We start from the raw sequence: 22327 nt of genomic DNA, 5'->3' as shown, positions 1-22327 counted from the left end.
ACGCCGCCCATGGACCTGTTTCGCAGTGACCCGATTGCCCAGCCATTGGCCGCGCGCCTGCGCTCGACCAACCTGGATGAGTATGTCGGGCAGGAGCACTTGCTGGCTCGTGGCAAGCCGCTGCGCGAAGCTCTGGAGCAGGGTGCCCTGCACTCGATGATCTTCTGGGGGCCGCCGGGCGTGGGCAAGACCACCCTGGCGCGGCTGCTGGCGAAGGTCTCCGATGCACACTTTGAAACGGTCTCGGCGGTATTGGCCGGGGTCAAGGAAATCCGCCAGGCGGTGGAAGTCGCCAAGCAACAGGCCGGGCAATACGGCCGGCGCACTATCCTGTTTGTCGACGAAGTGCATCGCTTCAACAAGTCGCAGCAGGATGCGTTCCTGCCTTACGTGGAAGACGGCACGCTGATTTTTATCGGTGCGACCACGGAAAATCCCTCGTTTGAGTTGAACAACGCTTTGCTCTCGCGAGCGCGGGTGTATGTGCTCAAAAGTCTCGATGAAGCGGCGATGCAGAAGCTGTTGCAGCGGGCGCTGAGCGAGGACAAGGGGCTGGGCAAGCGCCACCTGAGTCTGGGTGACGAGGGTTTCAAGATCCTGTTGGCGGCGGCAGACGGTGATGGTCGGCGGTTTCTCAACCTGCTGGAAAACGCCTCCGACCTTGCCGAAGATAATAGTGAGATTGGCGTCGACCTGCTGCAAAGCCTGTTGGGCGATACCCGGCGGCGTTTCGACAAGGGCGGCGAAGCCTTTTACGATCAGATTTCCGCGTTGCACAAATCCGTGCGCGGCTCTAACCCGGACGGCGCGCTGTACTGGTTCGCCCGCATGATCGACGGCGGCTGCGACCCGCTGTACCTGGCCCGGCGCGTGGTGCGCATGGCCAGCGAGGACATCGGCAACGCCGACCCACGGGCCCTGAGCCTGTGCCTGGCGGCCTGGGAGGTCCAGGAGCGCCTGGGCAGCCCGGAAGGTGAGTTGGCGGTGGCGCAAGCCATCACCTACCTGGCCTGCGCGCCGAAAAGCAATGCGGTGTATATGGGCTTCAAATCGGCATTGCGCGCCGCGGCCGAGCACGGCTCGCTGGAAGTCCCCTTGCACCTGCGTAATGCACCGACCAAGCTGATGAAACAATTGGGTTATGGCGATGAGTACCGCTACGCCCACGATGAACCGGATGCCTATGCCGCCGGTGAAGACTACTTTCCCGACGAGCTTGCCCCGCAACCGTTCTACCAGCCGGTGCCCCGTGGCCTGGAGTTGAAGATCGGGGAAAAGCTCAACCACCTGGCGCAACTTGATCGCCTGAGCCCCAAACAACGGAGAAAACTATGATTCCCTTGGTGGTCGCAGTCTCTGTTGGCGGTGTGGCCGGTACCTTATTGCGCTTTGCCACCGGTAATTGGATTAACGCCAATTGGCCGAAACACTTCTATACCGCGACGCTGGCCGTTAATATCGTGGGCTGCCTGTTGATCGGCGTGTTGTACGGCCTGTTTCTGTTACGCCCGGAGGTGCCTGTTGAGGTGCGCGCCGGGTTGATGGTGGGCTTCCTTGGCGGCCTCACCACCTTTTCATCCTTTTCACTGGATACCGTGCGCCTGCTGGAAAGTGGGCAAGTGCCGCTGGCGATAGGCTATGCGGCCATCAGTGTATTCGGCGGGCTGCTCGCCACCTGGGCCGGCCTGTCCTTGACCAAACTTTGATAAACGAGAGACCGACATGCTCGATTCCAAACTGTTACGTAGCAACCTTCAGGACGTAGCGGACCGCCTGGCATCCCGTGGCTTTGCCTTGGATGTTGCGCGCATCGAAGCGCTGGAAGAACAGCGCAAGACCGTCCAGACCCGCACCGAAGCACTGCAGGCTGAACGCAATGCGCGCTCCAAATCCATCGGTCAGGCCAAGCAGCGTGGCGAAGACATCGCGCCGTTGATGGCGGACGTCGAGCGTATGGGCAGCGAGCTGTCTGACGGTAAGGTCGAGTTGGACAAGATTCAGTCCGAGTTGGATTCCATCCTGCTGGGCATTCCCAACCTGCCGCATGAGTCGGTACCGGTCGGCGAAGATGAAGACGGCAACGTCGAAGTGCGCCGCTGGGGTACGCCAAAAGCCTTTGATTTCGAGATCAAGGACCACGTCGCCCTGGGCGAATTGACCGGCGGCCTGGATTTCGAAACCGCCGCCAAGATGTCCGGTGCGCGCTTTGCCTTACTGCGCGGCCCGATCGCGCGCATGCACCGGGCCCTGGCGCAGTTCATGCTCAACCTGCACACCGGCGAACACGGGTACGAAGAGGCTTATACCCCGTACCTGGTTCAGGCGCCGGCGCTGATGGGCACCAGCCAGCTGCCGAAGTTCGAGGAAGACCTGTTCAAGATCAGCCGCGATGGTGAAGCCGATCTGTACCTGATTCCGACTGCCGAAGTGTCGCTGACCAATATCGTGGCCGGCGAGATCCTCGACGCCAAACAGCTGCCGATCAAGTTCGTGGCCCACAGCCCGTGCTTTCGCAGTGAAGCCGGTGCCTCGGGGCGTGACACCCGCGGCATGATCCGCCAGCACCAGTTCGACAAGGTCGAGATGGTACAGGTGGTCGAGCCGTCGACCTCCATGGAAGCCCTGGAAGGCCTGACTGCCAACGCCGAGCGCGTCCTGCAACTGCTGGAGCTGCCGTATCGCGTATTGGCGCTGTGCACTGGCGACATGGGTTTCAGCGCGGTGAAGACCTACGACCTGGAAGTGTGGGTGCCGAGCCAGGATAAATACCGCGAGATTTCTTCGTGCTCCAACTGCGGTGATTTCCAGGCCCGACGCATGCAGGCGCGTTTCCGTAACCCGGAAACCGGCAAGCCGGAGCTGGTCCACACCCTTAACGGTTCGGGCTTGGCGGTAGGTCGCACCCTGGTTGCCGTTCTGGAGAACTACCAGCAGGCCGACGGTTCGATCCGTGTACCTGAAGTGCTCAAACCTTACATGGCGGGCGTTGAGGTCATCGGCTAAATGGAATTTCTGCCACTGTTTCATAACCTGCGCGGCAGCCGTGTGTTGGTCGTCGGTGGTGGGGAGATTGCCTTGCGCAAGTCCCGGCTGCTGGCCGATGCCGGCGCGGTATTGCGGGTGGTTGCTCCCCTGATTGAAGATCAGTTGCGTGAACTGGTGCAGGGCAGTGGCGGTGAACTGATTGTGCGCGGTTATCAGGAGGCGGACCTTGATGGCTGCACCCTGATCATCGCTGCAACCGACGACGAGCCGCTGAACGCGCAAGTGTCCAGCGATGCCCGGCGGCGGTGTGTGCCGGTCAATGTGGTGGACGCGCCAGCCTTGTGCAGCGTGATCTTCCCGGCGATTGTCGACCGCTCGCCCTTGGTGATTGCGGTGTCCAGTGGCGGCGACGCGCCGGTGCTGGCGCGTTTGATCCGCGCCAAGCTGGAAACCTGGATTCCGTCCACCTACGGTCAATTGGCCGGGCTGGCCGCGCGCTTTCGTGCCCAGGTCAAGGGCTTGTATCCCGATGTTCAGCAACGCCGGGCTTTTTGGGAAGAGGTTTTCCAGGGCCCGATTGCCGATCGGCAACTGGCGGGGCAAGGTGATGAAGCCGAGCGGTTGCTGGTGGAAAAAGTCAACGGCAAGCCGCCCCATGCACCAGGTGAGGTGTATCTGGTGGGCGCAGGCCCCGGTGATCCGGACCTCCTGACCTTTCGCGCGCTGCGTTTGATGCAGCAAGCCGATGTGGTGCTGTATGACCGCCTGGTGGCCCCCGCGATTCTTGAGCTGTGCCGACGGGATGCCGAGCGGGTCTATGTCGGCAAGCGCCGCGCCGATCACGCGGTACCGCAAGAGCAGATCAACCAGCAACTGGTGAACCTGGCCAAGCAAGGTAAGCGTGTGCTGCGCCTCAAGGGCGGCGACCCGTTTATTTTTGGGCGCGGCGGCGAAGAGATCGAAGAGCTGGCGGCCCATGGCATCCCGTTCCAGGTGGTGCCGGGCATTACCGCGGCCAGTGGTTGCGCGGCTTACGCTGGCATCCCTTTGACCCATCGCGACTATGCGCAATCGGTACGCTTCATCACTGGCCACCTCAAAGATGGCACCTCGGATTTGCCCTGGAATGACCTGGTGGGGCCGTCGCAGACCCTGGTCTTCTATATGGGGTTGGTGGGCTTGCCGGTCATCTGCGAGCAACTGATTCTCCATGGTCGTTCGGCGGACACCCCGGCTGCGCTGATCCAGCAAGGCACCACGTCCAACCAGCGTGTGTTTACCGGCACCCTGGCCGACTTGCCGCGCTTGGTGGCGGAGCATGAAGTGCATGCGCCGACCCTGGTGATCGTAGGCGAAGTGGTGGTGTTGCGTGAGAAATTGAAGTGGTTTGAAGGCGCCCAGTCCCAGGTATAACCTGTTCGCCCGGCTGCACACAGACCCACTGTGGGAGCCGGGCTTGCCCGCGATTAGGCTGGCGCATCAGCGCCAGATCTCTTTACCGCTCAATCCTTCTCGATCATGTTTGCTATCAAACGTCTGCAACGGCCCCTTCGGCACGATCCCTGTCGGATTGATCGTCCGGTGGCTGGCATAGTAATGCCCCTTGATATGCGCAAAATCCACGGTCTCGGCCACCCCCGGCCATTGATACAGCTCTCGCAACCAATTCGACAGATTCGGATAATCTGCTATCCGTCGTAGGTTGCATTTGAAGTGGCTGTAATACACCGCGTCAAACCGAATCAGCGTGGTAAACAGCCGCACATCGGCCTCTGTCAGGTATTCACCGGCCAGGTAGCGCTGCTGGCCCAGGTGTTGTTCCAACTGATCCAACTCGGCAAACACCTCATCAAATGCGCTTTCATACGCCTGCTGCGAGGTGGCGAAGCCTGCGCGATACACACCATTGTTCACGGCGGGATAGATCCGCTCGTTCAACGCGTCGATGGTCGGGCGCAGCGGTTCGGGGTAGAAGTCCAGGGTGTTGCCGGTCAGCCCGTTGAACGCGCTGTTGAACATGCGGATGATCTCTGCCGACTCATTGCTGACGATGCGATTGAGCTTCTTATCCCATAAAATCGGCACCGTGACACGCCCGGTGTAGTCGGCGGTATCGGCGGTATAGCGCTGGTGCATGAAAGCAAAGTCGTCGAGCTTGTCGCCAGTGGAGCCGTGGGCCTTGTCGAAGGTCCAGCCATTCTCCAGCATCAACCAACTGACCACCGATACGTCAATCAGGCTTTCCAGGCCTTTGAGCTTGCGCAGGATCAGGGTGCGGTGCGCCCACGGGCAGGCGAGGGAAACATAGAGATGGTAGCGGCCAGCCTCGGCCTTGAAGCCGCCATCCCCGCTCGGGCCAGGTTGGCCATCGGCGGTGACCCAGTGCCGGCGTTGCGCCTGTTCCCGTTGGAAGGCGCCATCTGCGCTACTTTCGTACCACTGGTCATGCCAGTGTCCTTCAATCAGCAAACCCATGACTGACTCCTTGGCTAGTAAGCGTTGGAGTGCAGTCTAATCGTCTGGGTTCGAACAAATAGCGCAAAGGGTCGGGGTTAATCATCGACTAGTTCGATGTGTTGCGCGCATCCCAATACTGTTGGGCCAGTTCGAAGGCCTGTTCCCGTGGGTGCCCCAGGCCGCGCAGGGCCAAGGCCATGGTGGCGATCAGCGCTAATTGCGGGTAGCTGTCTTGTACCTCACCACGCCACAGGGCCTTTAGATGTTCGGGGTCGAGACTGGCGGGCTTGACGTGGCGCTGGGCGGAGAGGGCAGGCCACTCCTCGTCCCAGCTTGCGCCGCCGGTGGTGCCGTACAAGTGGCTGGTGGTGTCGGGATTGATCTCGATCTCGCCGCCATCGCCCTTGATCACAATGCTGTTGTCACCCAGCAGGCCACTGGCATCGCGGTGTACCCCCTGGTAGCCGGGATGGAAGATGCTTTGCAGACCGCAGCTTGCGCCCAGCGGGTTGAGGATGCGGGCCAGGGAGTGAATGGGCGAGCGCAGGCCGAGGATATTGCGCAGGTCAATCATGCGTTGCAACTGCGGGGCCCAGTCGCCCAGTGGCATAAATGCCAGGTTGCCTTGTTCCAGAGCGGTCTCGACCTGTTGCCAGTTGCGGCACAGTGGAATCTGCAGCTCACCCAGCAACTGTTCGGTGTACAGCCGGCCGGCCGTATGGGCACCGCCGCCGTGCATGAAAATCCGCACGCCGTTCTGCGCCAGGCACTTGGAGGCCAGCAGGTACCACGGCAGGTGGCGTTTTTTTCCGGCATAGGTGGGCCAATCGAGATCCACCGTCAGTGCTGGAGGGTTGAGCCGCTCGCGCAGGGCCTCGGTGAAGCCGGCGAGCTCCTCCGGGCTTTCTTCCTTGTGGCGCAGCAGCATCAGGAACGCACCGAGCTGGGAGTCCTCGACTTTCTCGTCGAGCAGCATGCCCATGGCTTCCCGGGCTTCTTCGCGCGTCAGGCTGCGGGCGCCGCGCTTGCCTTTGCCGAGGATCCGCACAAACGGCGCAAAGGGGTGTTCGGCGGGAGTTTCGGTGATCAACGGGGCGAAGTCGGTCATAAGCAATTCGTCGGCCTGGGCAGGCCCGCCAGCTTGGCGGCAAGTTTGGCGGGAGTGCCTTTGAACAGTCGGTTGAGGTGCAAGCTGTTGCCCTTTTCCGGGCCCAGCTTCAAGGCGGTGTACTTGATCAGGGGGCGGGTGGCCGGGGACAACTGGAACTCCTGGTAAAAACCCCTGAGCAGCTTGAGGATTTCCCAGTGTTCGTCGGTCAGTTCCAGCGCTTCGGCGCTCGCCAGGGCATTGGCCACCTCGACTGACCAGGCATTCAGGTCAACCAGGTAGCCGTCCTTGTCCAGCTCAAGGGTGTGAGGGCCTACGGTCAGGGTGTTCATAGCCAGGTGTTGACCTTGTCATGGTCGATCGACAGCTGCACAAAACCTGGGTAGTCGACACTCCTGGCCCACTGCGGCAACGCCAGGCCGCGGGCCTGGGCATCTTCGGCAAGCACGAAGATGGCCAGGGCCTTGGCTTGCAGGGCCTGGAAGGGGGCGCTACCGGGTTGCAGGGCATAGATTGCATCGCCGCACAGCAGGATCGAATCTTGCGCGCCACACAGGCGTAGGCAACTGCCGAGGCGGCTGTCGGTAAACGGGGAGTGGGACAACACATGCAAGGTCGACATCAGAGGGTCATCACCTGATCGTAACGGTCAATCATCTGGGAAATCTGTTCGCTGCTCAGTGGCTGCGCGCTATCAGGGGCGGTCAACCCACGCTCCGCCAGGCTGTGGCTGCATGCGAACACGTCGTCAATGCCAAACAGCGAGAGGGCCTGCAGATTGGCCGTCACATCCTTTTGTTGCAAGGCCTTGGCATCTTGGGAGGTTGCCAGTTGAAACACCCCGTCATCGAGAAACAGCAGCCCGATCGGCAAGTCGAATGCGCCGCCGGCCAGCACCACATCCAGTGCTTCCCGCGCACTGGGCCCGGACCATGGCGCCTGGCGGCTGATGACTAACAAGGATCTGGACATTTCATGGCCCTCCAAAGCAGATCAGGCGGTCGGCGTCCTGAATGGCGTCGTGCAACTGCCCCAGGCCTGACAGCGCCCACGGCGCGTCCAGATTCACCGCACTGCGCTGGTAGCGCGCAGCTTCCTCGGCATTCAACACCCCTCGACGCAGCGCCGCCGCAATGCAGACCACGCCGTCAAGCTGATGCTCGCTGACGAAGGCGCGCCATTGTTGGGCGATATCCTGCTCATCCTGGGGCGTGACCACCGAATTGGCAGCGCTGTAGACGCCATCCTGATAGAAAAACAGCCGCACAATCTCATGCCCGCCGGCCAACGCCGCCTGGGCAAACTGCAGGGCGCGGCGCGAGGAGGGCGCATGGGCGGCGGAAAAAAGCGCAATCGCGAACTTCATGGAACACTCTGTAGGCAAACCTTTGCCAATGATAAAGCCGCAGGCAACAAAAAGCCCGCCGAAGCGGGCTTTTTGATGAGGCTGGGATCAGTCGTCGCGGCTCATGATGCCGAAGATCTGCAACAGGCTGACAAACAGGTTGTAGATCGATACATACAGGCTGATGGTCGCCATGATGTAGTTACGCTCGCCGCCATGGATGATGGCGCTGGTCTGGAACAAAATGCAGACCGAGGAAAACAGCACAAAACCGGCGCTGATCGCCAATTGCAGGCCGCTGATCTGGAAGAACATGCTCGCCAGCACGGCCGCCAGCAACACGAAGAAGCCAGCCGTGATGAAACCGCCGAGGAAGCTCATGTCCTTACGGGTGATCAGCACATAGGCCGACAGGCCACCAAACACCAAGGCCGTCATGGCGAATGCCGAGCTGACCACTTCCGCGCCGCCCTGCATACCCAGGTAACGGTTCAGGATCGGGCCCAGCAGGAACCCCATGAAACCGGTCAGGGCAAACGCCGACACCAGGCCCCAGGCCGAGTCGCGCAGCTTGTTGGTGAGGAAAAACAGGCCGTAGAAGCCGATCAATACCACGAAAATATTCGGGTAGCCGACACGCATCTGCTGCGCCACATACGCCATCACGCCGCTAAATGCGAGGGTGAGGGCGAGCAAGCCGTATGTATTGCGCAGGACGCGGCTAACCTCTAGCTGCTCAGCCTGCACGTTGCTATTAACTGCGTAATCCTGTTCGCGCATGGCGACACTCCTTCAGTTTTGAAACGTTCAGTCGCAAAGATCATAACAGACGCTCTGTAACAAGCTATGCAGAGAGTTTGACAGTGTGTTTCATTCGGGTATTATGGCGCCCGCTGAGACAGGATGGGCTATTATAATCCTGTGTTGCGCAAGGGAAATTGGCAGAGTGGTTGAATGCACCGGTCTTGAAAACCGGCGAACGTTAATAGCGTTCCCAGGGTTCGAATCCCTGGTTTCCCGCCAAGATTCATACGAAAGCCCCGCGATTGCGGGGCTTTTGTGTTTCTGGCGTTCGATAATTGGACAGGGTTTTAAACTAACAGTTTCCGCATCGTTTACGACGCTTTCCGCAACTACTGTCAGATGCTCTATCAACGGGTCGGTTTCACGATCTCGCCAACGCGCCTATAAACCGTCTCGGTTATCCGCTTATCCGTGTGCCCAAGCAGGCGACTGGCATCGCCCAGGTCCAATATCTCACTGGCTGCTTTTGGTCGGATGTCGCGGAACTGGAACTGCCGGATGCTCGCGGCAAGTACGCCGTCTCCCGCCTCTTTAGCAATGGCAATTGCCTTGTTCCTGGCATCGTCAAAGCGTAGGCGTAGCATCGGCTTGGTCACCTGCCGACCATCTTCAGTGATTATTAGGTATGGAGTCCGTACTCCACGCGAGCGCCGCTGCTCTATCAGTCGCTCGACCAGTGTGCCTAGGTCATTAAGGTTTCCGGCAGCGGTAAGGCGGATCCGGAGCTTCTTGGCCGTTTTGCCTTGCGACACCTGCAGGAATTCATTTGCCGCATCAGCCTCGCGCATCGAAAGCACATCTGCGGGGCGCTGTCCGGTCAGGTAGGCCAAGTCCATAGCATCGCGAAGCTCCGAGGCTGCGACTGCGTACACGGCGCTCCAGATCTCCTCTGTTGCGTAGAAGTCCCGAGGCGCCTCCTTGTTCTTGCGCACGCCGGCGGCAGGGTTGTTGTCGGTGAGCCCCCACTCCCGCGCAATGTTGTAGATGTGGGACAGCAGTGATATTTCCCGGTTGGCTCGTACCTTGGCGGTCCGGCTATCCCTGTACTGCGCGATGATCTGTGGCGTAACCGCATCAATAGGGGCGTCGCTGAACGCTTTGCGCAGTTGCTTCAGGCTCAGGAGATTATCGCTCTGCGTCTTGGGCGCCTTGCCTGGGATGATCTCGCGCTCGTAACGGTCAAACACCTGGCCCAGTAGGGCTCCTTTCTTCGGTACCGGCTTGCAGTCGAGCTTTGCCCATTCAGCCTTCGCAATTTCCAGGTCACCCCCGAGCGGAATCTCCACCCGCTTCCCGTCTTCATTCCTCCCGTCGTAGTAATACCCAACCCACTCTTTTCCGCTTTTCAGTGTGCGCACACGCCGAATCATCCTCGGCGGCAGGTCCCTGTTTGCCGCCTTCTTTGCTCGCATCGTTTTATCCTACCTTTGACAAGTCTAGCGACCAGGCTTCGGCCGCGACGTTTTCCGCTGATGGTTTCACGCCGGCCAGCTTCATCCTGGCGTAAACGCGGCCCACCACTGGGCGGCGCGAGCGAGTCAGTACATATTTCCAGCCGTTTTTGTTGAGCCAATCGATCTGCCTGGACGGGATCATGTAGCCCGTTATTGCCGCGATCTCTTCCTCGGCAAGCGTTTCGCTTTGCATTTCCATGGTGTGCACCTCTATGCCCGGGGATTGTCATGCGGGCCAGTAGGCCGCGATATCTTGATGATGTGGATGATGAAACCGAAGGTGAGCAGCATCCAGGCGACGGTGCCTGCGAATGCTGCGACCAGGGTTTGGTCGGTACCGGTGGAGAGCAGCTCCGGCACCTGCCAGAAAAACCAGAAGGTGGACCCCGCCACGTACAACACGATGGCCGTAATGAGCAGGGTGAGTTTCGTTGCGTACATGGGGTGTCCTTGCCGCGCTGGGCGGCAGAAGTTGATAGCGAAGTGCCTCGATGGCGAAGGGTGCAAAAAAGAGCTACAAATACTGTGCAACTTGCTCATGTGTCAGGGAGGGCGCGTGTCACACAATCTCGATGTTCCAGTCGTTCATGCCTATCGGGGGCATACGTTGTTTCTCAAGTTCGAATGGAGGCGGCCAAACGATGACGTACCCGCATTTGCGAGAATCATTGAGCCGGCATCCGTTGATGGGTTGGGCGAAGTCGCCGCCGAGCTGACTGGTCCATGGCCTGACTATCCGGCGGCACTGGGTGACGCAATGGCAGCAGCGGAGCGATGGATCGACAGCCAGTTATCGTGAGTTCGTTCACCGGCAGGCATATAGGGGGATTGGGGTTAGTCTTGTTTGGTGCGGAGGAAGCGCCGGCACTGGCATTGCGCATGTTCGCAGTGCAGCTCGCCAACCCAGTCTGGGAATTGATCGCCCTCGTAACGCTCAATGCGAGAGTGCTTAAGGCCGCTCCGCTTCACATCTTTCACAAAACGCTGCAGGTCTTTGGCGTTGTCATCGCGATCCGGGCTATCCCATCGACTCATTACCAGGAGGCCGCAATCTGTCTTTCCGTGGTCCATCCAGTCGAGGCTATTTGGGGAATCGCTCATGGCGTCAACCGCTTGAACTCGACCACCCATACCCACGGGTTGGCGTTCCAGTCGCCGCCGGTGGACTCCCACAGCTCCCTCCAAGCCGCCGGGTACCAGTCTCGGTAATTCGGTGAAACGTCATCGCTTGCCAGCTCCGGCGGACATTGCAGGCCTTCCGCCCGGATATCGGCGCGGCTGATGTCCTGCAACCGCTCGACGCGCACGTCGGCGATCTCCAGCAGGATGCGGCTGGCCCAGCGGGGCATGTGGATGCTGGGGCGCCATGCGCCGTCATACTCCATGGCTTCAGTATCTGGCTTCCATTCCGCCTTCGCTGGGATCTGATTAGGCGTATGGATCATGCCCATTCGTGCGGGCTTAGATATCCAGGCAAATTTTGCCGAAATGCTGGTTGGTTTCCTGATACTTGAACGCTTCGACAATCTCACTCAAAGGGAAATGACGATCAATAATCGGGCGCATGCCATTAGTATTAATGGCTCGGATCATGTCTTGCTGCTGGCTACGGCTACCCACCAACACACCCTGCAGACGCACTTGCTTGACCAGTGCCGGTACAAAATTCATCGCACCGCTTACACCACTCAATATCCCGATGACGGAGATGTGACCAGCAACCCGAATTGCAATCATCGATTGCTCAAGCGTCGCAGGGCCGCCGACTTCGATGATGTGGTCAACACCACGGCCACCCGTTAGAGCGCGTGCAGTTTCGCCCCAGTTAAGGTCTTTGCGGTAATTGATCACATGATCAGCGCCTAGCGCTTTCAGACGTTCAAGTTTTTCGTCGCTTGAAGAGGTAGCAATGACGGTAGCACCTGCCATTTTAGCGAACTGCAGGGCGAAAATTGAGACGCCACCAGTGCCTTGGACGAGCACGGTGTCGCCCGGCTTGAGTGAGTCATCGGCCATTAGGGCGCGCCATGCTGTAAGGCCAGCGGTGGTAAGCGTCGACGCCTCAGCATGGCTGTAGCCAGTAGGCGCGAGGGTAAAAGATGTGGCTTTGGCCGTCACTTGCTCACGAGCGTAGCCGTCAATGCCATCCCCTGGCACGCTTACAAAGCCTTCAACCAGTGGCGCACCGTTGATCCACTCCGGGAAGAAGGTGCTTACGACCGAGTCCCCCACCTTGAACTCAGTGACATCAGGGCCGACAGCAATGACTTCACCTGCACCATCGGCCATGGGGATGCGTTTTTCGCTAGGGCCCCACATACCGCTGACAACCGCGAAGTCATGGTAGTTGAGTGAGTTGGCGCGAAGGCGTACGGTGATTTCGCCACGCGATGCGGCTGGGACTTCGCTGCTGCCAACCACAACGTTTTCATAGCCACCATTGGGTAGGACGAAGATAGTTTTACTGCTCATGGGGATTCCTTATGTTTTCTAATTACGCGAAATAACGAAATGAAAGTTTAAAAATTACAATTCGAGGATCAGCCTAGCCGCAAAGTCGTCAATCGCCTGCTCATTGCGTCGGTAGTAAGTCCACTTTCCGATGCGGGTGGTTAGAACGAAGCCTGCTCGCTGCAAGATAGCTAAATGTGCAGACGCGGTAGAAGGTGAAAGCCCTGCCTTGTGCTGCAAATGCGTTACGCACACTCCTATCGCAGGATCGCCATGATCCTGAGGTGGGAAATTACTAAGTGGGTCTTTGAGCCACTCCATCATTTGCATGCGAGTGTCATTGCCCAGGGCTTTGAGCTGTTCGAGTATCATGGTCGGCAATGCTACGCTTTTTTCCGAAATGTTCAATAAGTAATCTATGACCCTTCATAAGGGTTTGAAATTAAAAAACTCGTCCAGCCGAATCGGCTCTACTTTTTTGTACATGCCCTGAATGACTGCTTGAACTAACCCGCTCTGGTAGGCATCCCCTATCTATGTTTGAACGTCCGCTTCTGGCCGATTCTGTTGAAAAAGTCGGATTTTCAGATCGCCTGAACTCAGGCACGACCACCACCGGAGAACCTACTCACCACATTGAGTGGTTTTTCGGCCCTTCGGTGACCTTTGCTGCTCTGTTATTGGGTTAATTTGAGGTTTTTTGCTTGGTGCAGGCGCACCTATCCCGTGACTGGTGGCCCTTGAGATGAAAATTTGGCTAGCCGTCGCAGGTTCTGCACCGCAGCGGCCAGCGTGAATTCATCCGTCGCGCCACTCATGCCACGTAGCCGCAGGCGATCCAATTTCAGGATGCGCTTGAGGTGGGCAAACAACATTTCGACCTTTTTACGTTCGTGGCAAGAGCGCTGATATACCGGCGTTGCTGCAATGCGCCGAGCCACATCGCGAGCGGCTTCATGGACGCTGCGAGCGATCTTGCGGAACGCGGTGTTCGGGCAGCACTTGGCTTTCATCGGACACGTAGCGCAGTCGGTCTGCCGGGATCGGAAGATAATGGTGTTGGCTTTGGTGACGTGTGAACGCTCATTCTTGAAGGCTCGCCATTCGCTGCGCAATGGGTTGCCGGCCGGGCAGCGGTATTCCTCAGCCTCTTCATTCCAGTGGAAATCGTTGCTCGAAAAACTGTCGTTCTTGCGCTCGGTTTTGTCCCACACCGGCACATGCGGCTCGATGTCTTTTTCCTCCACCATCCAGGCCAGCATCGGCGCTGTACCGTAAGCAGTATCGCCAATGAGGCGCTCCGGCTTGATGTCGAACTGCGCTTCGACCCGTTCGATCATCGTCTTGGTGCTCTCGACTTCTGCGGTTCGATGAGCCGGTGTGGGTTCCACATCCATGATCACGCCGTGCTCTGTATCGATCAGATAATTCGTGGAGTAAGCGTAGAAAGCTGGGCCTCCTGGAGCAGCGGTCCAGCGGGCTTGAGGATCCGTCAGCGACAGGCGCTTCGGCAGCGTTTCGGCCAAAGCCTCTTCATCAAGTGCCTCAAGGTACTCACGCACGGCGCGGGTCCTCAGAACCGGATCGCTCCAGTTGACCGGTTCACCACCCGGTGCGCCGCGCTGCCGACTCGCATCCGCTTTGATAATGCTGGCGTCCACGGCAAAACCTTCGCCCTTGACCAGACCAGCGTCCATGCAGCGACGCAGCACTTCATTGAACAACCAGCGAAACAGATCACTGTCCCGAAAACGGCCGTGTCGATTTTTGGAAAAGGTCGAGTGGTTGGGGACTTCATCTTCAAGGCTCAATCGGCAGAACCAGCGATACGCCAGGTTCAAATGGGCCTCTTCGCACAACCGCCGTTCGGAGCGGATGCCATAGCAGTAGCCGACGATCAGCATGCGGATCATCAGTTCAGGATCAATCGACGGACGCCCAATCGGGCTATAGAAATCGGCGAGGTAATGGCGCAGGTCGCTCAGATCAAGACACCGATCAATGTTGCGTAGAAGGTGAGTGGCTGGGATGTGATCTTCAAGGTTGAACGAGTAAAACAGTCGCTCCTGCCCACTCGATAACTGTCCCATCATGTTGCGTGCTTCCCTGCTGGCCAATGCGGAGATTTTGCCGGAGGCCAGCCAGGGGAGCTACTTTTTCAACAGAATCGGCCGCAAACCGCGCTACTTTCGACCCGTTGCAGCCATTCGGGAGGTGTTCCCTTGGAAGATGCCAGGATAGTCCATAAGTGTTGGCGTAAAACTAGCCGAAACACGATGGGGCGACTGTCGCTAGGGCCGTTAGCTAAGACTGCTTGGCTCACTGGATCAGAGGGGCAGCGCATTTTTGCGGGCTGAGGCCAGCGAGCAGCAGGCTGGAATCACTCAAGCAATTCCTCTATTGGCGGCGTTCATGCAATAACCCCCGCCAACCTAACTATCTGTGAGCTGCTTGCTTGTATAGTTCGCGGGTCAGGAATAGATTCGATCCTTCAAGGATCCCATCAAGCTACAAGTCAAAGGGAAATTGCCGTGATTTACACAAAATCGCTCGGTAACAACCTCACCCATTGATCTCAGCGACGTCTATGTTTGCTGGTGGCTCATAGTCAGCCACTAAGACATTGCGAGGTTGAGTCTCAAGCCAGTGAGGATTATCTAATGCGCGTGATGATTCTGGATGATGATCCCTGGATATCAGATCTCATAAAACAGCTAGTGTTGAGCATACGTCCGGTTGCTCAGGTCGATTGCTTTATCGATCTCGCTAGCGCTTTAGACGCTTGGCAGCCGAGTACCTATCGGTTGGTGATTGCCGACTGGAATCTACCGGATGCCCCCGGCGTCAACCTGTTGCAGAAAATTCGCGAAAAAGATCAAAGCACGCCGCTGATAATGATCACTGGGCGCGCTGATCGAGAAAGTGTGCTGGCGGTAAAATCGCTGAGGATCAGTGCTTTTTTCACCAAGCCGTTCCAGGTTTCGCGTGTCGTAGAATGCCTGGACGCGCTCCTTCCGCTTGATGAGCCCTCCCGTGCGATCAGTCTCAACACTGAAGACCTGATCAGCTATCTCAGTGGTTTGTCTTCGGGTGATTTGGACCTACCTTTACTGGCCTCGGTAAAAGACAAACTTCAGCTCGGCTATGGCGGGGCGTCAATGGATTTACGAGAACTCGCCAATGATTGGCAGTATGACCCGGCTCTATGCGCCCACTTGATCGCCGCCGCCAACGGTGCCGCGTATCTCGGGCTCGGCCAGCCATGCACGAATTTGAACGGTGCTCTGACACGATTAGGAGGGCTTACCAGCGTTAATTTGGCGATTAGCCAGGCACTGCGACAGACCAGTACTCAACCTGACGGCATGCTGATGACTTTCATCCAGGCTCATCTGGATGATGCCGAGCGTCTAGCTGAAAGGGTTGTGCTCCTAGCTCAACAATGTGGTCTGGATCCCGCTCCGCTGGAAAGTGCCGCCCTGTTGCACCGCATGGGCGAACTCTGTGTGCTGTATCAAACTCAGAAATGGGAGAACCAGGGCAATAGCGTGACCGAAGAAATGCTTACCCACGCTACCCGTGATTTTTCAGCACCTTTTGCCAGTCGCTTGAAAGCGCGCTGGGGGCTACCTATGGTTCTGCGCGAGTTGATAGGCGCAATATATGCTTTGCCCCAAATGCAAGTTCGCCGCGAACAAGTGGTGATGCGCCTTGCTGCCGCCATGAACAACGGCGAACCCGGAGCAGAAATTGACAGACTTCAACGATTAGCCGGCCTGAGCTGAGCGTATTAGTGAATTGCAGGTTGGACGTCTAGCAGCCCCAAAACAGGGTTTGAACTTTAATCTTGAAGGCTGAAGGCCTTCTGCGATGGGACAATGCGGGTGAGAAAACATAAGTTTTTTGCATGGAACTGGGCAGTAGCTATCACTCTGGCCGCGGGGTTAGCGGCAAGCATTCTAGGTGGCTGGATCCTTGAACGCATCAACGAACAGCGGGCTCAAGAAGCGGTTGCAGCGGCGACTGAAGACGCCGCAGATTTGGTTTTAATGCGTCTCAATCTTTACCAATACGGTTTGCGAGGCGCTCGTGGAGTGGTGCTGACAGCCGGTGAATATGGCATTAGCCGTCAAGTGTTTCGCCGATACCACGGAACCCGTGATCTCGCTTTCGAGTTCCCCGGCGCCAGTGCCTTTGGTTTTATTAGGCGTGTACCAACGCGCGATGAAAACGAGTTTCTCAAGCGCGCTCAAACTGACGACGCAGCGGACTTCTCCATTCATCAATTCTCAGCGCATTCAGGCGAGCGCTACGTTATTCAGTATGTTGAACCGGCTGAAGATAACCAGGCTGCCATTGGCCTGGACATAGCGTCAGAGACATCTCGGCGAGAGGCGGCACAATCCTCGATACAAAGCGGTGCGGCACGGATCACTGGGCCCATCACGCTAATACAGTCCATAGGAAAACCGCAGCAGTCTTTTCTGGTATTGATGCCCATCTTTCGCGGCGGAGTGACTCCGCAGACCGCTGCTGAGCGCGAGGCCGCAGCTCTTGGCTGGAGCTATGTCGTTCTGCGGACAGAGGAGGTGCTCAGAAGTCTGCGCATAGAAAACGAGGCGATGCATCTGCGATTAAGTGATATCACCGTCCCAGGTCAAGAAAAGCTGTTTTATGAAAGTACCGACGAATCGGCTCGCAGTGAAACGCTGATGAGCCATCAGATAGAGCGCGAGGTGTACGGGAGGCGTTGGCAAATCGAACTCGACGCAAATTCGCTGTTCATCCAGCGCTTGCATCAGGTCTCGCCAAAAGTTGTCCTGTTTTACGGTGGTTTTCTCACTCTTCTTCTGGCGACCTTGGTGAGTGTCGTGAGTGTCAGCCGTCATCGTCGGCGGGAGATGTTTGCCCAGCAGGCAAGGCTGGCTTCCATCGTTGAAAGCTCGGCAGATGGCATTATCGGACAAACACTCGATGGCACCATCACTAACTGGAACAAAGGAGCTGAGCGCCTTTTTGGGTACACCGCCGAGGAAGCGGTGGGACAGACACTCGTCAATTTGATTGTTCCGGCAGAACTTGTCACAGAAGAAGCTCATATCCTTGCGCAGATTAGGGCAGGTGAGCGTATCGTCAGCTTTGATACCCAACGCCATCACAAGGACAGGCGACTGATCGATGTCTCCGTCAGCATTTCTCCCATTTATGGCGAGGCTGGTCGCGTCATTGGGGCGTCCACGACGTTAAGGGATATCTCGGCGAAAAAAATGGCAGAGGCCCGAATTCTTGAACTCAACTCCAACCTCGAAGAACAGGTTGCGCAACGAACATCCGAGTTGCGGCATCTCAATCTGTTGTTGGACACGGTGCTGCGCTCGGCCACTAAGGTTTCGATCATTGCGACGGATCTCGATGGCGTAATTCGTGTGTTCAACAAAGGCGCCGAGCATTTGTTGGGTTATGACGCCGATGAACTACTAGGCAAAGACACCCCGGCGCTCCTCCATGTCCCAGAGGAAGTCGCTGCACGTGGCGTTGAGCTGAGTGAGGAGTACGCTCAGCCTATCGCAGGTTTCCGTGTGTTTACCCATAAACCAGAGCTTGAAGGCGCAGAAACCCGAGAGTGGACTTACACACGCAAGGATGGCTCGCGGTTTCCTGTCACGCTAGTGGTCACCTCCATGCGCGATGCCGATGGGGTATTGAGCGGTTACCTGGGTATTGCGGTCGACATCACCGAACGTAAAGCGGCAGAAAAGCAGCTGGCTGCGAGCCTGAAGACGACACTGGAACAACGTAGCGAACTGATTGCGGTGCACGATCAACTGCTGTTGGCTGCTGAAGTGGCCGAACTGGGTGTCTGGTCTTGGACGTTGGCGAACAATAAGTTGCAGTGGAATGACCGTATGTTCGAGTTCTACGGACAGCCACTGACGTTGCGCAATACCGGCTTGAACTATATGCACTGGTACTCACGTGTTCACCCTGAGGATGTCGTGGCAGCGGCTGCAAAGCTGAATGCCGCCGTCGAGGGGACTGATGTGTATGACACAGTTTTTCGTGTCGTTCGCCAGGACGGTCAGATCCGCTTTATACATGCTGGTGCGCAGATTGAACGCAGCCCGAACGGTGCGGCATTGTGTGTGACCGGTATCAATCGGGACATCACTGTTCAACGCGAGCTAGAGTCGCATCTGCTTTACGCCAAGGAACAGGCCGATGCAGCAAGTGCAGCCAAGTCTGCGTTCCTGGCTAACATGAGTCATGAAATACGCACACCGATGAACGCCGTGTTGGGTATGTTGCAGTTGGTGCAGAACACTGATCTGAATGGTCGCCAACTCGATTATGTGACCAAGGCGCAGACCGCTGCGAAATCACTGCTGGGTTTGCTCAATGACATTCTCGATTACTCCAAGATTGAGGCGGGCAAGCTGCAACTCGATGTGCACCCGTTCGAGCTTGAACCGCTCATGCGTGACCTCGCCGTTGTGCTGGCAGGTAACCAGGGCAAAAAGGAGGTTGAGGTCATGTTCGATCTGGACTCCAATTTACCCAATGACCTGATCGGCGATAGTTTGCGACTGCAGCAGGTACTGATCAACTTGGCGGGCAATGCCCTCAAGTTCACCCTGGAAGGCCAGATCGTGGTCAGCGTTGAACAACTGATGCGAACGGAAAATACTGTGAGCTTGCGCATAGCCGTTTCTGATACCGGTATTGGTATAAGCCCGGAACAGCTTCAGCGTATTTTTGAAGGTTTCACTCAGGCCGAGGCTTCAACTTCCCGGCGCTTTGGTGGCACTGGTCTGGGCCTGGTGATCTGCAAGCGGTTGGTCACCTTGATGGGGGGGGAACTTCAGGTGGAGAGCCATCAAGGTGTCGGGAGTCGTTTCTGGTTCGATATCACCCTTGATGTAGCGCCGACGTCATCGCTCAGATCGGCCTGGCCTGAAGTCGATTTGCCCATACGAATTCTGGTCGTCGACGACAACGCCATGGCGAGTGAATTGCTGTTACGAACCGTTCGTGCATTCGGATGGATTGCTGACAGCGTGAGTGGTGGTACGCAAGCAGTGGAATGGGTGCAAAAAGCCCAGGCGCTAGGTGAAGCATACGACGTGGTGCTGATGGACTGGCGGATGTCTGATATGGATGGACTGAGCGCTGCGCAATTGATTCAGCAGCAGGGCAACGGATTGCCGCCTCCGATGGTCATTATGATCACTGCTTATGGTCGCGAGGTATTGGCTGACGCACACCAGGCGGGAGATGCCCCCTTTGTGGGTTTCCTCACCAAACCGGTCACTCCCAAGCAGCTAGCCGACGCCGTTCAGCGAGCATTTAACGGCAAAGACCAGCTGCATCCCCCCCTTTCCCGGTCAACAGTTGACAGGCCGCAGCGTCTGGCCGGGCTGCGACTATTGGTGGTGGAAGACAACATGCTCAATCGCCAGGTCGCCGATGAGTTGCTGACAAGGGAAGGTGCCCAGGTGACGCTGGCCGAAGGCGGACTGGAAGGTGTAAGCAAGGTGATGAATGAGGATGTGCCCTTTGACGTCGTATTAATGGATATCCAGATGCCAGATATTGATGGCTTGGAGGCGACTCGTCGTATTAGATCGAACCTACGCTTCGCAACACTGCCGATTGTGGCGATGACCGCAAATGTCTCCAATACCGACCGTGAAGCCTGTCTTGCTGCGGGGATGAATGATCATGTCGGCAAACCTATAGACCTAGAACAACTCGTGGTAACGCTGCTCTTTCAATCGGGCCGTGAAGATAGTCACGCAACTTTAATCTTGGGACAAGTCGATGCAGGAGAAGACGTTTTAGAGTCTCGTAAATCAACTATTGAACGCTTTGGTGGTAACCTCGATTTGATCCGCACGATGCTAGGTACCTTTGGCCCAGAGATGGGAAAACAGCTTGCCCAGTTGCGTGATCATATTCAGCGGCAAGATGCATCGGGGGCCGCGTTTGTACTCCATACCATTAAAGGTAGCAGCGGTACTATGGGCGCCAAGGCATTGTCGTTGCTGGCAGGCGACCTGGAGCACAAACTCAAATCTGCCGATTTAGAGTCTGTAGCGAGTCTTTTGGCCGACCCAATATGGTTTGACGGGTTGAGCAGGTTACTGCAACAAAGCCTTGAGCAAATGAATGCCGATTTTGGTCAGAGCCAGCGTGCAAAAAGTAGTGCTGACGAGGATTCCGTGGCGCCGGCGCAATGGAGAGAGTCCCTCGAGGAGATTTTGCTATTGCTGGAAACGGGTAATCTTCAAGCCATAGAACTGGCAGATGCATTGGCGTCAAAAATACCGAAATCCCTGCGACCACAGTTCGACGAACTGGTTGTCAAGGTGCAGTCACTCGACTTTTCCGCTGCGATGCCGATTGGTCGTGACCTGTTGAGATTTGCCTGATGGAGCAGTTGATGAAAACCTGGTTGCCTCACTCACAGAACCGCCCAAAACTTCTTATTGTCGATGACCTGCCGACTAACATCCGGGTACTGCACGAGCTGTTTCGTGAGGACTGTGATGTATTTATGGCCACCAGCGGTGAACAGGCAATTAGCGTATGCCAAACCCAACTGCCCGATTTGATTCTGCTGGATGTAGTCATGGAGGGTATGGACGGGCATGAAGTATGTCGTCGACTCAAGGTTGACCCTGCGACCCAGGCCATTCCCATCATCTTCATTACCGCACAGCAGCAGGAGTCGGATGAGGTGCTAGGTCTGGAGCTAGGCGCGGTGGACTTCATCAGCAAACCTATCAATCCCACCATTGTCAGAGCACGTGTGCGAACACATCTGACCCTTAAGTTACAGAACGATCTGCTGCGCTCCATGGCGTTGATGGATGGCCTTACTGGAGTGGCTAATCGACGCAAATTCGATGAAGAGATATTGGCGGATTGGCGCCAGTGCTTTCGAGAGCAAAAGCCGCTGTCGCTTATCTTAGTGGATGTCGACTATTTCAAGCGCTACAACGACCGATACGGGCATCTGGCCGGCGATGGCTGTCTGAAATCCGTTGCTCAGGCGTTATCTGAAACGGTTAGACGGCCCTATGACCTGGTCGCTCGGTATGGTGGCGAAGAGTTTGCCTGCGTTCTGCCCAATACAGTTCTTTCTGGTGCGGTCGAGATTGCAGAAAGAATGCAAGCGCGGGTTCGGACATTGGGTATCGAGCATTCTGCTTCTGATGTAGATCGTGTGGTGACTATTTCTCTAGGCGTCGCAACATTGACGCCCACTGGCGAACTGGGATTCGAGGCTTTGATAGAGGCTGCGGACAAGCAACTCTACGAAGCGAAGAGCGGAGGCAGGGCGCGGGTGTCTTCATCTGCAATATCGTCCAGTTAAGAGTTTCTCCTGTTGCTGACTGCATGTTTGGTCGGAGCTTGCTTCCGGCACCAAGTCGGTAAAAGGAGCGCCTAATTAACGCAAAATCAATGGAGATTATCCATTACCTTGCTTTGCGTAAGTTGGCGATCAGGGAAAAGGCATCTGCCCAGTTTGCTGCTTGGCTTTGAGCCGCTGTGGATAGGTCCTTCGTGACTAGAAGCTTCTGGCCGACCGCGGTCATTCGATGAGTCTCAAGACTCGTGGGCTGTTTGGTAGTTTGTGTTCGGTCGGCAGGACGCCGGGGAAGGAGCAAAAACAGTTCCAAAACTAAAACCGCACCCCATGTAGAATGCGGCTTGTAGCTC

The 22327-nt window shown here is 57.0% G+C and carries 22 protein-coding genes and 1 tRNA gene; 8 read left to right on the top strand and 15 right to left on the bottom strand.

The window, feature by feature from the left end:
* The first annotated feature begins 9 nt into the window (after positions 1-9).
* From HBR94_RS04800 to cysG, 4 genes are read left to right on the top strand one after another with little or no spacing between them, the layout of a single operon-like run.
* Positions 10-1335, top strand: a complete 1326-nt coding sequence (locus tag HBR94_RS04800; RefSeq protein WP_057960008.1) for a replication-associated recombination protein A — start codon at positions 10-12, stop codon at positions 1333-1335.
* A complete protein-coding gene (crcB, locus tag HBR94_RS04795) occupies positions 1332-1706 on the top strand; it encodes a fluoride efflux transporter CrcB (protein WP_057441422.1) in 375 nt (124 codons plus the stop codon). The genes HBR94_RS04800 and crcB overlap by 4 nt, the downstream gene beginning before the upstream one ends.
* A 16-nt stretch (positions 1707-1722) precedes the next feature.
* On the top strand, positions 1723-3003 hold the full coding sequence (serS, locus tag HBR94_RS04790; protein ID WP_057441423.1) for a serine--tRNA ligase: 1281 nt from the start codon (positions 1723-1725) through the stop codon (positions 3001-3003).
* Complete coding sequence (gene cysG / locus HBR94_RS04785) at positions 3004-4398, top strand: siroheme synthase CysG (protein ID WP_170044283.1); 1395 nt, start codon at positions 3004-3006, stop codon at positions 4396-4398.
* Positions 4399-4464: 66 nt separating this feature from the next.
* Here the strand turns inward: cysG and HBR94_RS04780 are convergent, their stop codons facing one another.
* From HBR94_RS04780 to HBR94_RS04750, 7 genes are all read right to left on the bottom strand, one after another.
* A complete protein-coding gene (locus tag HBR94_RS04780; protein ID WP_170044282.1) occupies positions 4465-5460 on the bottom strand; it encodes a glutathione S-transferase family protein in 996 nt (331 codons plus the stop codon).
* Between the two features lie 88 nt (positions 5461-5548).
* Positions 5549-6550, bottom strand: coding sequence for a glycosyl transferase family protein (locus HBR94_RS04775; protein WP_170044281.1), 1002 nt, complete (start codon positions 6548-6550; stop codon positions 5549-5551).
* Positions 6547-6882: a TusE/DsrC/DsvC family sulfur relay protein gene (locus HBR94_RS04770; protein WP_057441427.1), complete on the bottom strand. Its 336-nt coding sequence runs from the start codon at positions 6880-6882 to the stop codon at positions 6547-6549. Before HBR94_RS04770 ends, HBR94_RS04775 begins: the two co-directional genes overlap by 4 nt.
* Positions 6879-7172 (bottom strand): sulfurtransferase complex subunit TusB, encoded by a 294-nt coding sequence (gene tusB, locus HBR94_RS04765; RefSeq protein WP_170044280.1) that lies wholly within the window; start codon positions 7170-7172, stop codon positions 6879-6881. The genes HBR94_RS04770 and tusB overlap by 4 nt, the downstream gene beginning before the upstream one ends.
* Positions 7172-7522: a sulfurtransferase complex subunit TusC gene (gene tusC / locus HBR94_RS04760; RefSeq protein ID WP_057441431.1), complete on the bottom strand. Its 351-nt coding sequence runs from the start codon at positions 7520-7522 to the stop codon at positions 7172-7174. The genes tusB and tusC overlap by 1 nt, the downstream gene beginning before the upstream one ends.
* 1 nt (position 7523) lies before the next feature.
* A complete protein-coding gene (gene tusD, locus HBR94_RS04755; protein WP_057960002.1) occupies positions 7524-7916 on the bottom strand; it encodes a sulfurtransferase complex subunit TusD in 393 nt (130 codons plus the stop codon).
* Positions 7917-8003: 87 nt separating this feature from the next.
* The gene (locus tag HBR94_RS04750) at positions 8004-8675 is read right to left on the bottom strand and encodes a Bax inhibitor-1/YccA family protein (RefSeq protein ID WP_029293588.1); all 672 of its coding nucleotides are present in this window, start codon (positions 8673-8675) and stop codon (positions 8004-8006) included.
* Positions 8676-8827: 152 nt separating this feature from the next.
* Between HBR94_RS04750 and HBR94_RS04745 the strand changes: the two genes are divergently transcribed.
* Positions 8828-8918 (top strand) — tRNA-Ser (locus HBR94_RS04745).
* A 128-nt stretch (positions 8919-9046) separates the two neighbouring features.
* Here HBR94_RS04745 and HBR94_RS04740 read toward each other — a convergent pair.
* From HBR94_RS04740 to HBR94_RS04705, 8 genes are all read right to left on the bottom strand, one after another.
* Positions 9047-10111 carry a tyrosine-type recombinase/integrase gene (locus tag HBR94_RS04740; protein ID WP_170044279.1) on the bottom strand — a complete coding sequence of 355 codons (1065 nt, stop codon included), beginning with the start codon at positions 10109-10111 and terminating at the stop codon, positions 9047-9049.
* A gap of 4 nt (positions 10112-10115) precedes the next feature.
* Entirely contained in the window at positions 10116-10352 is a 237-nt protein-coding gene (locus HBR94_RS04735) for a DUF4224 domain-containing protein (protein ID WP_170044278.1), read from the bottom strand.
* An 11-nt stretch (positions 10353-10363) separates the two neighbouring features.
* On the bottom strand, positions 10364-10594 hold the full coding sequence (locus HBR94_RS04730; protein WP_170044277.1) for a hypothetical protein: 231 nt from the start codon (positions 10592-10594) through the stop codon (positions 10364-10366).
* A gap of 393 nt (positions 10595-10987) precedes the next feature.
* Positions 10988-11254 (bottom strand): hypothetical protein, encoded by a 267-nt coding sequence (locus HBR94_RS04725; protein ID WP_170044276.1) that lies wholly within the window; start codon positions 11252-11254, stop codon positions 10988-10990.
* Positions 11251-11598 (bottom strand): hypothetical protein, encoded by a 348-nt coding sequence (locus HBR94_RS04720; RefSeq protein WP_346342835.1) that lies wholly within the window; start codon positions 11596-11598, stop codon positions 11251-11253. The genes HBR94_RS04725 and HBR94_RS04720 overlap by 4 nt, the downstream gene beginning before the upstream one ends.
* A gap of 16 nt (positions 11599-11614) precedes the next feature.
* Positions 11615-12625 carry an NAD(P)-dependent alcohol dehydrogenase gene (locus tag HBR94_RS04715; protein ID WP_170044275.1) on the bottom strand — a complete coding sequence of 337 codons (1011 nt, stop codon included), beginning with the start codon at positions 12623-12625 and terminating at the stop codon, positions 11615-11617.
* A 54-nt stretch (positions 12626-12679) separates the two neighbouring features.
* Positions 12680-12976, bottom strand: coding sequence for a helix-turn-helix transcriptional regulator (locus HBR94_RS04710; protein WP_057959929.1), 297 nt, complete (start codon positions 12974-12976; stop codon positions 12680-12682).
* A gap of 347 nt (positions 12977-13323) precedes the next feature.
* Positions 13324-14697: a transposase gene (locus HBR94_RS04705; RefSeq protein ID WP_170044274.1), complete on the bottom strand. Its 1374-nt coding sequence runs from the start codon at positions 14695-14697 to the stop codon at positions 13324-13326.
* Positions 14698-15264: 567 nt separating this feature from the next.
* On the opposite strand from HBR94_RS04705, the gene HBR94_RS04700 reads away from it, so the two are divergent.
* The 3 genes from HBR94_RS04700 to HBR94_RS04690 all read left to right on the top strand — a co-directional run bounded on the left by HBR94_RS04700 (position 15265) and on the right by HBR94_RS04690 (position 21980).
* Positions 15265-16389 carry an HDOD domain-containing protein gene (locus HBR94_RS04700; protein ID WP_170044273.1) on the top strand — a complete coding sequence of 375 codons (1125 nt, stop codon included), beginning with the start codon at positions 15265-15267 and terminating at the stop codon, positions 16387-16389.
* Positions 16390-16482: 93 nt separating this feature from the next.
* Entirely contained in the window at positions 16483-21033 is a 4551-nt protein-coding gene (locus HBR94_RS04695; RefSeq protein ID WP_170044272.1) for a PAS domain S-box protein, read from the top strand.
* Positions 21033-21980 carry a diguanylate cyclase gene (locus tag HBR94_RS04690; RefSeq protein WP_170044271.1) on the top strand — a complete coding sequence of 316 codons (948 nt, stop codon included), beginning with the start codon at positions 21033-21035 and terminating at the stop codon, positions 21978-21980. Before HBR94_RS04695 ends, HBR94_RS04690 begins: the two co-directional genes overlap by 1 nt.
* Positions 21981-22327: the final 347 nt, after the last annotated feature.

Origin of the sequence: Pseudomonas sp. WS 5412, assembly GCF_012985615.1 — a bacterium.
In the GTDB taxonomy this organism is placed as follows: Bacteria; Pseudomonadota; Gammaproteobacteria; order Pseudomonadales; family Pseudomonadaceae; genus Aquipseudomonas; species Aquipseudomonas shahriarae.
This window is presented reverse-complemented; position numbering and strand designations above follow the sequence as displayed.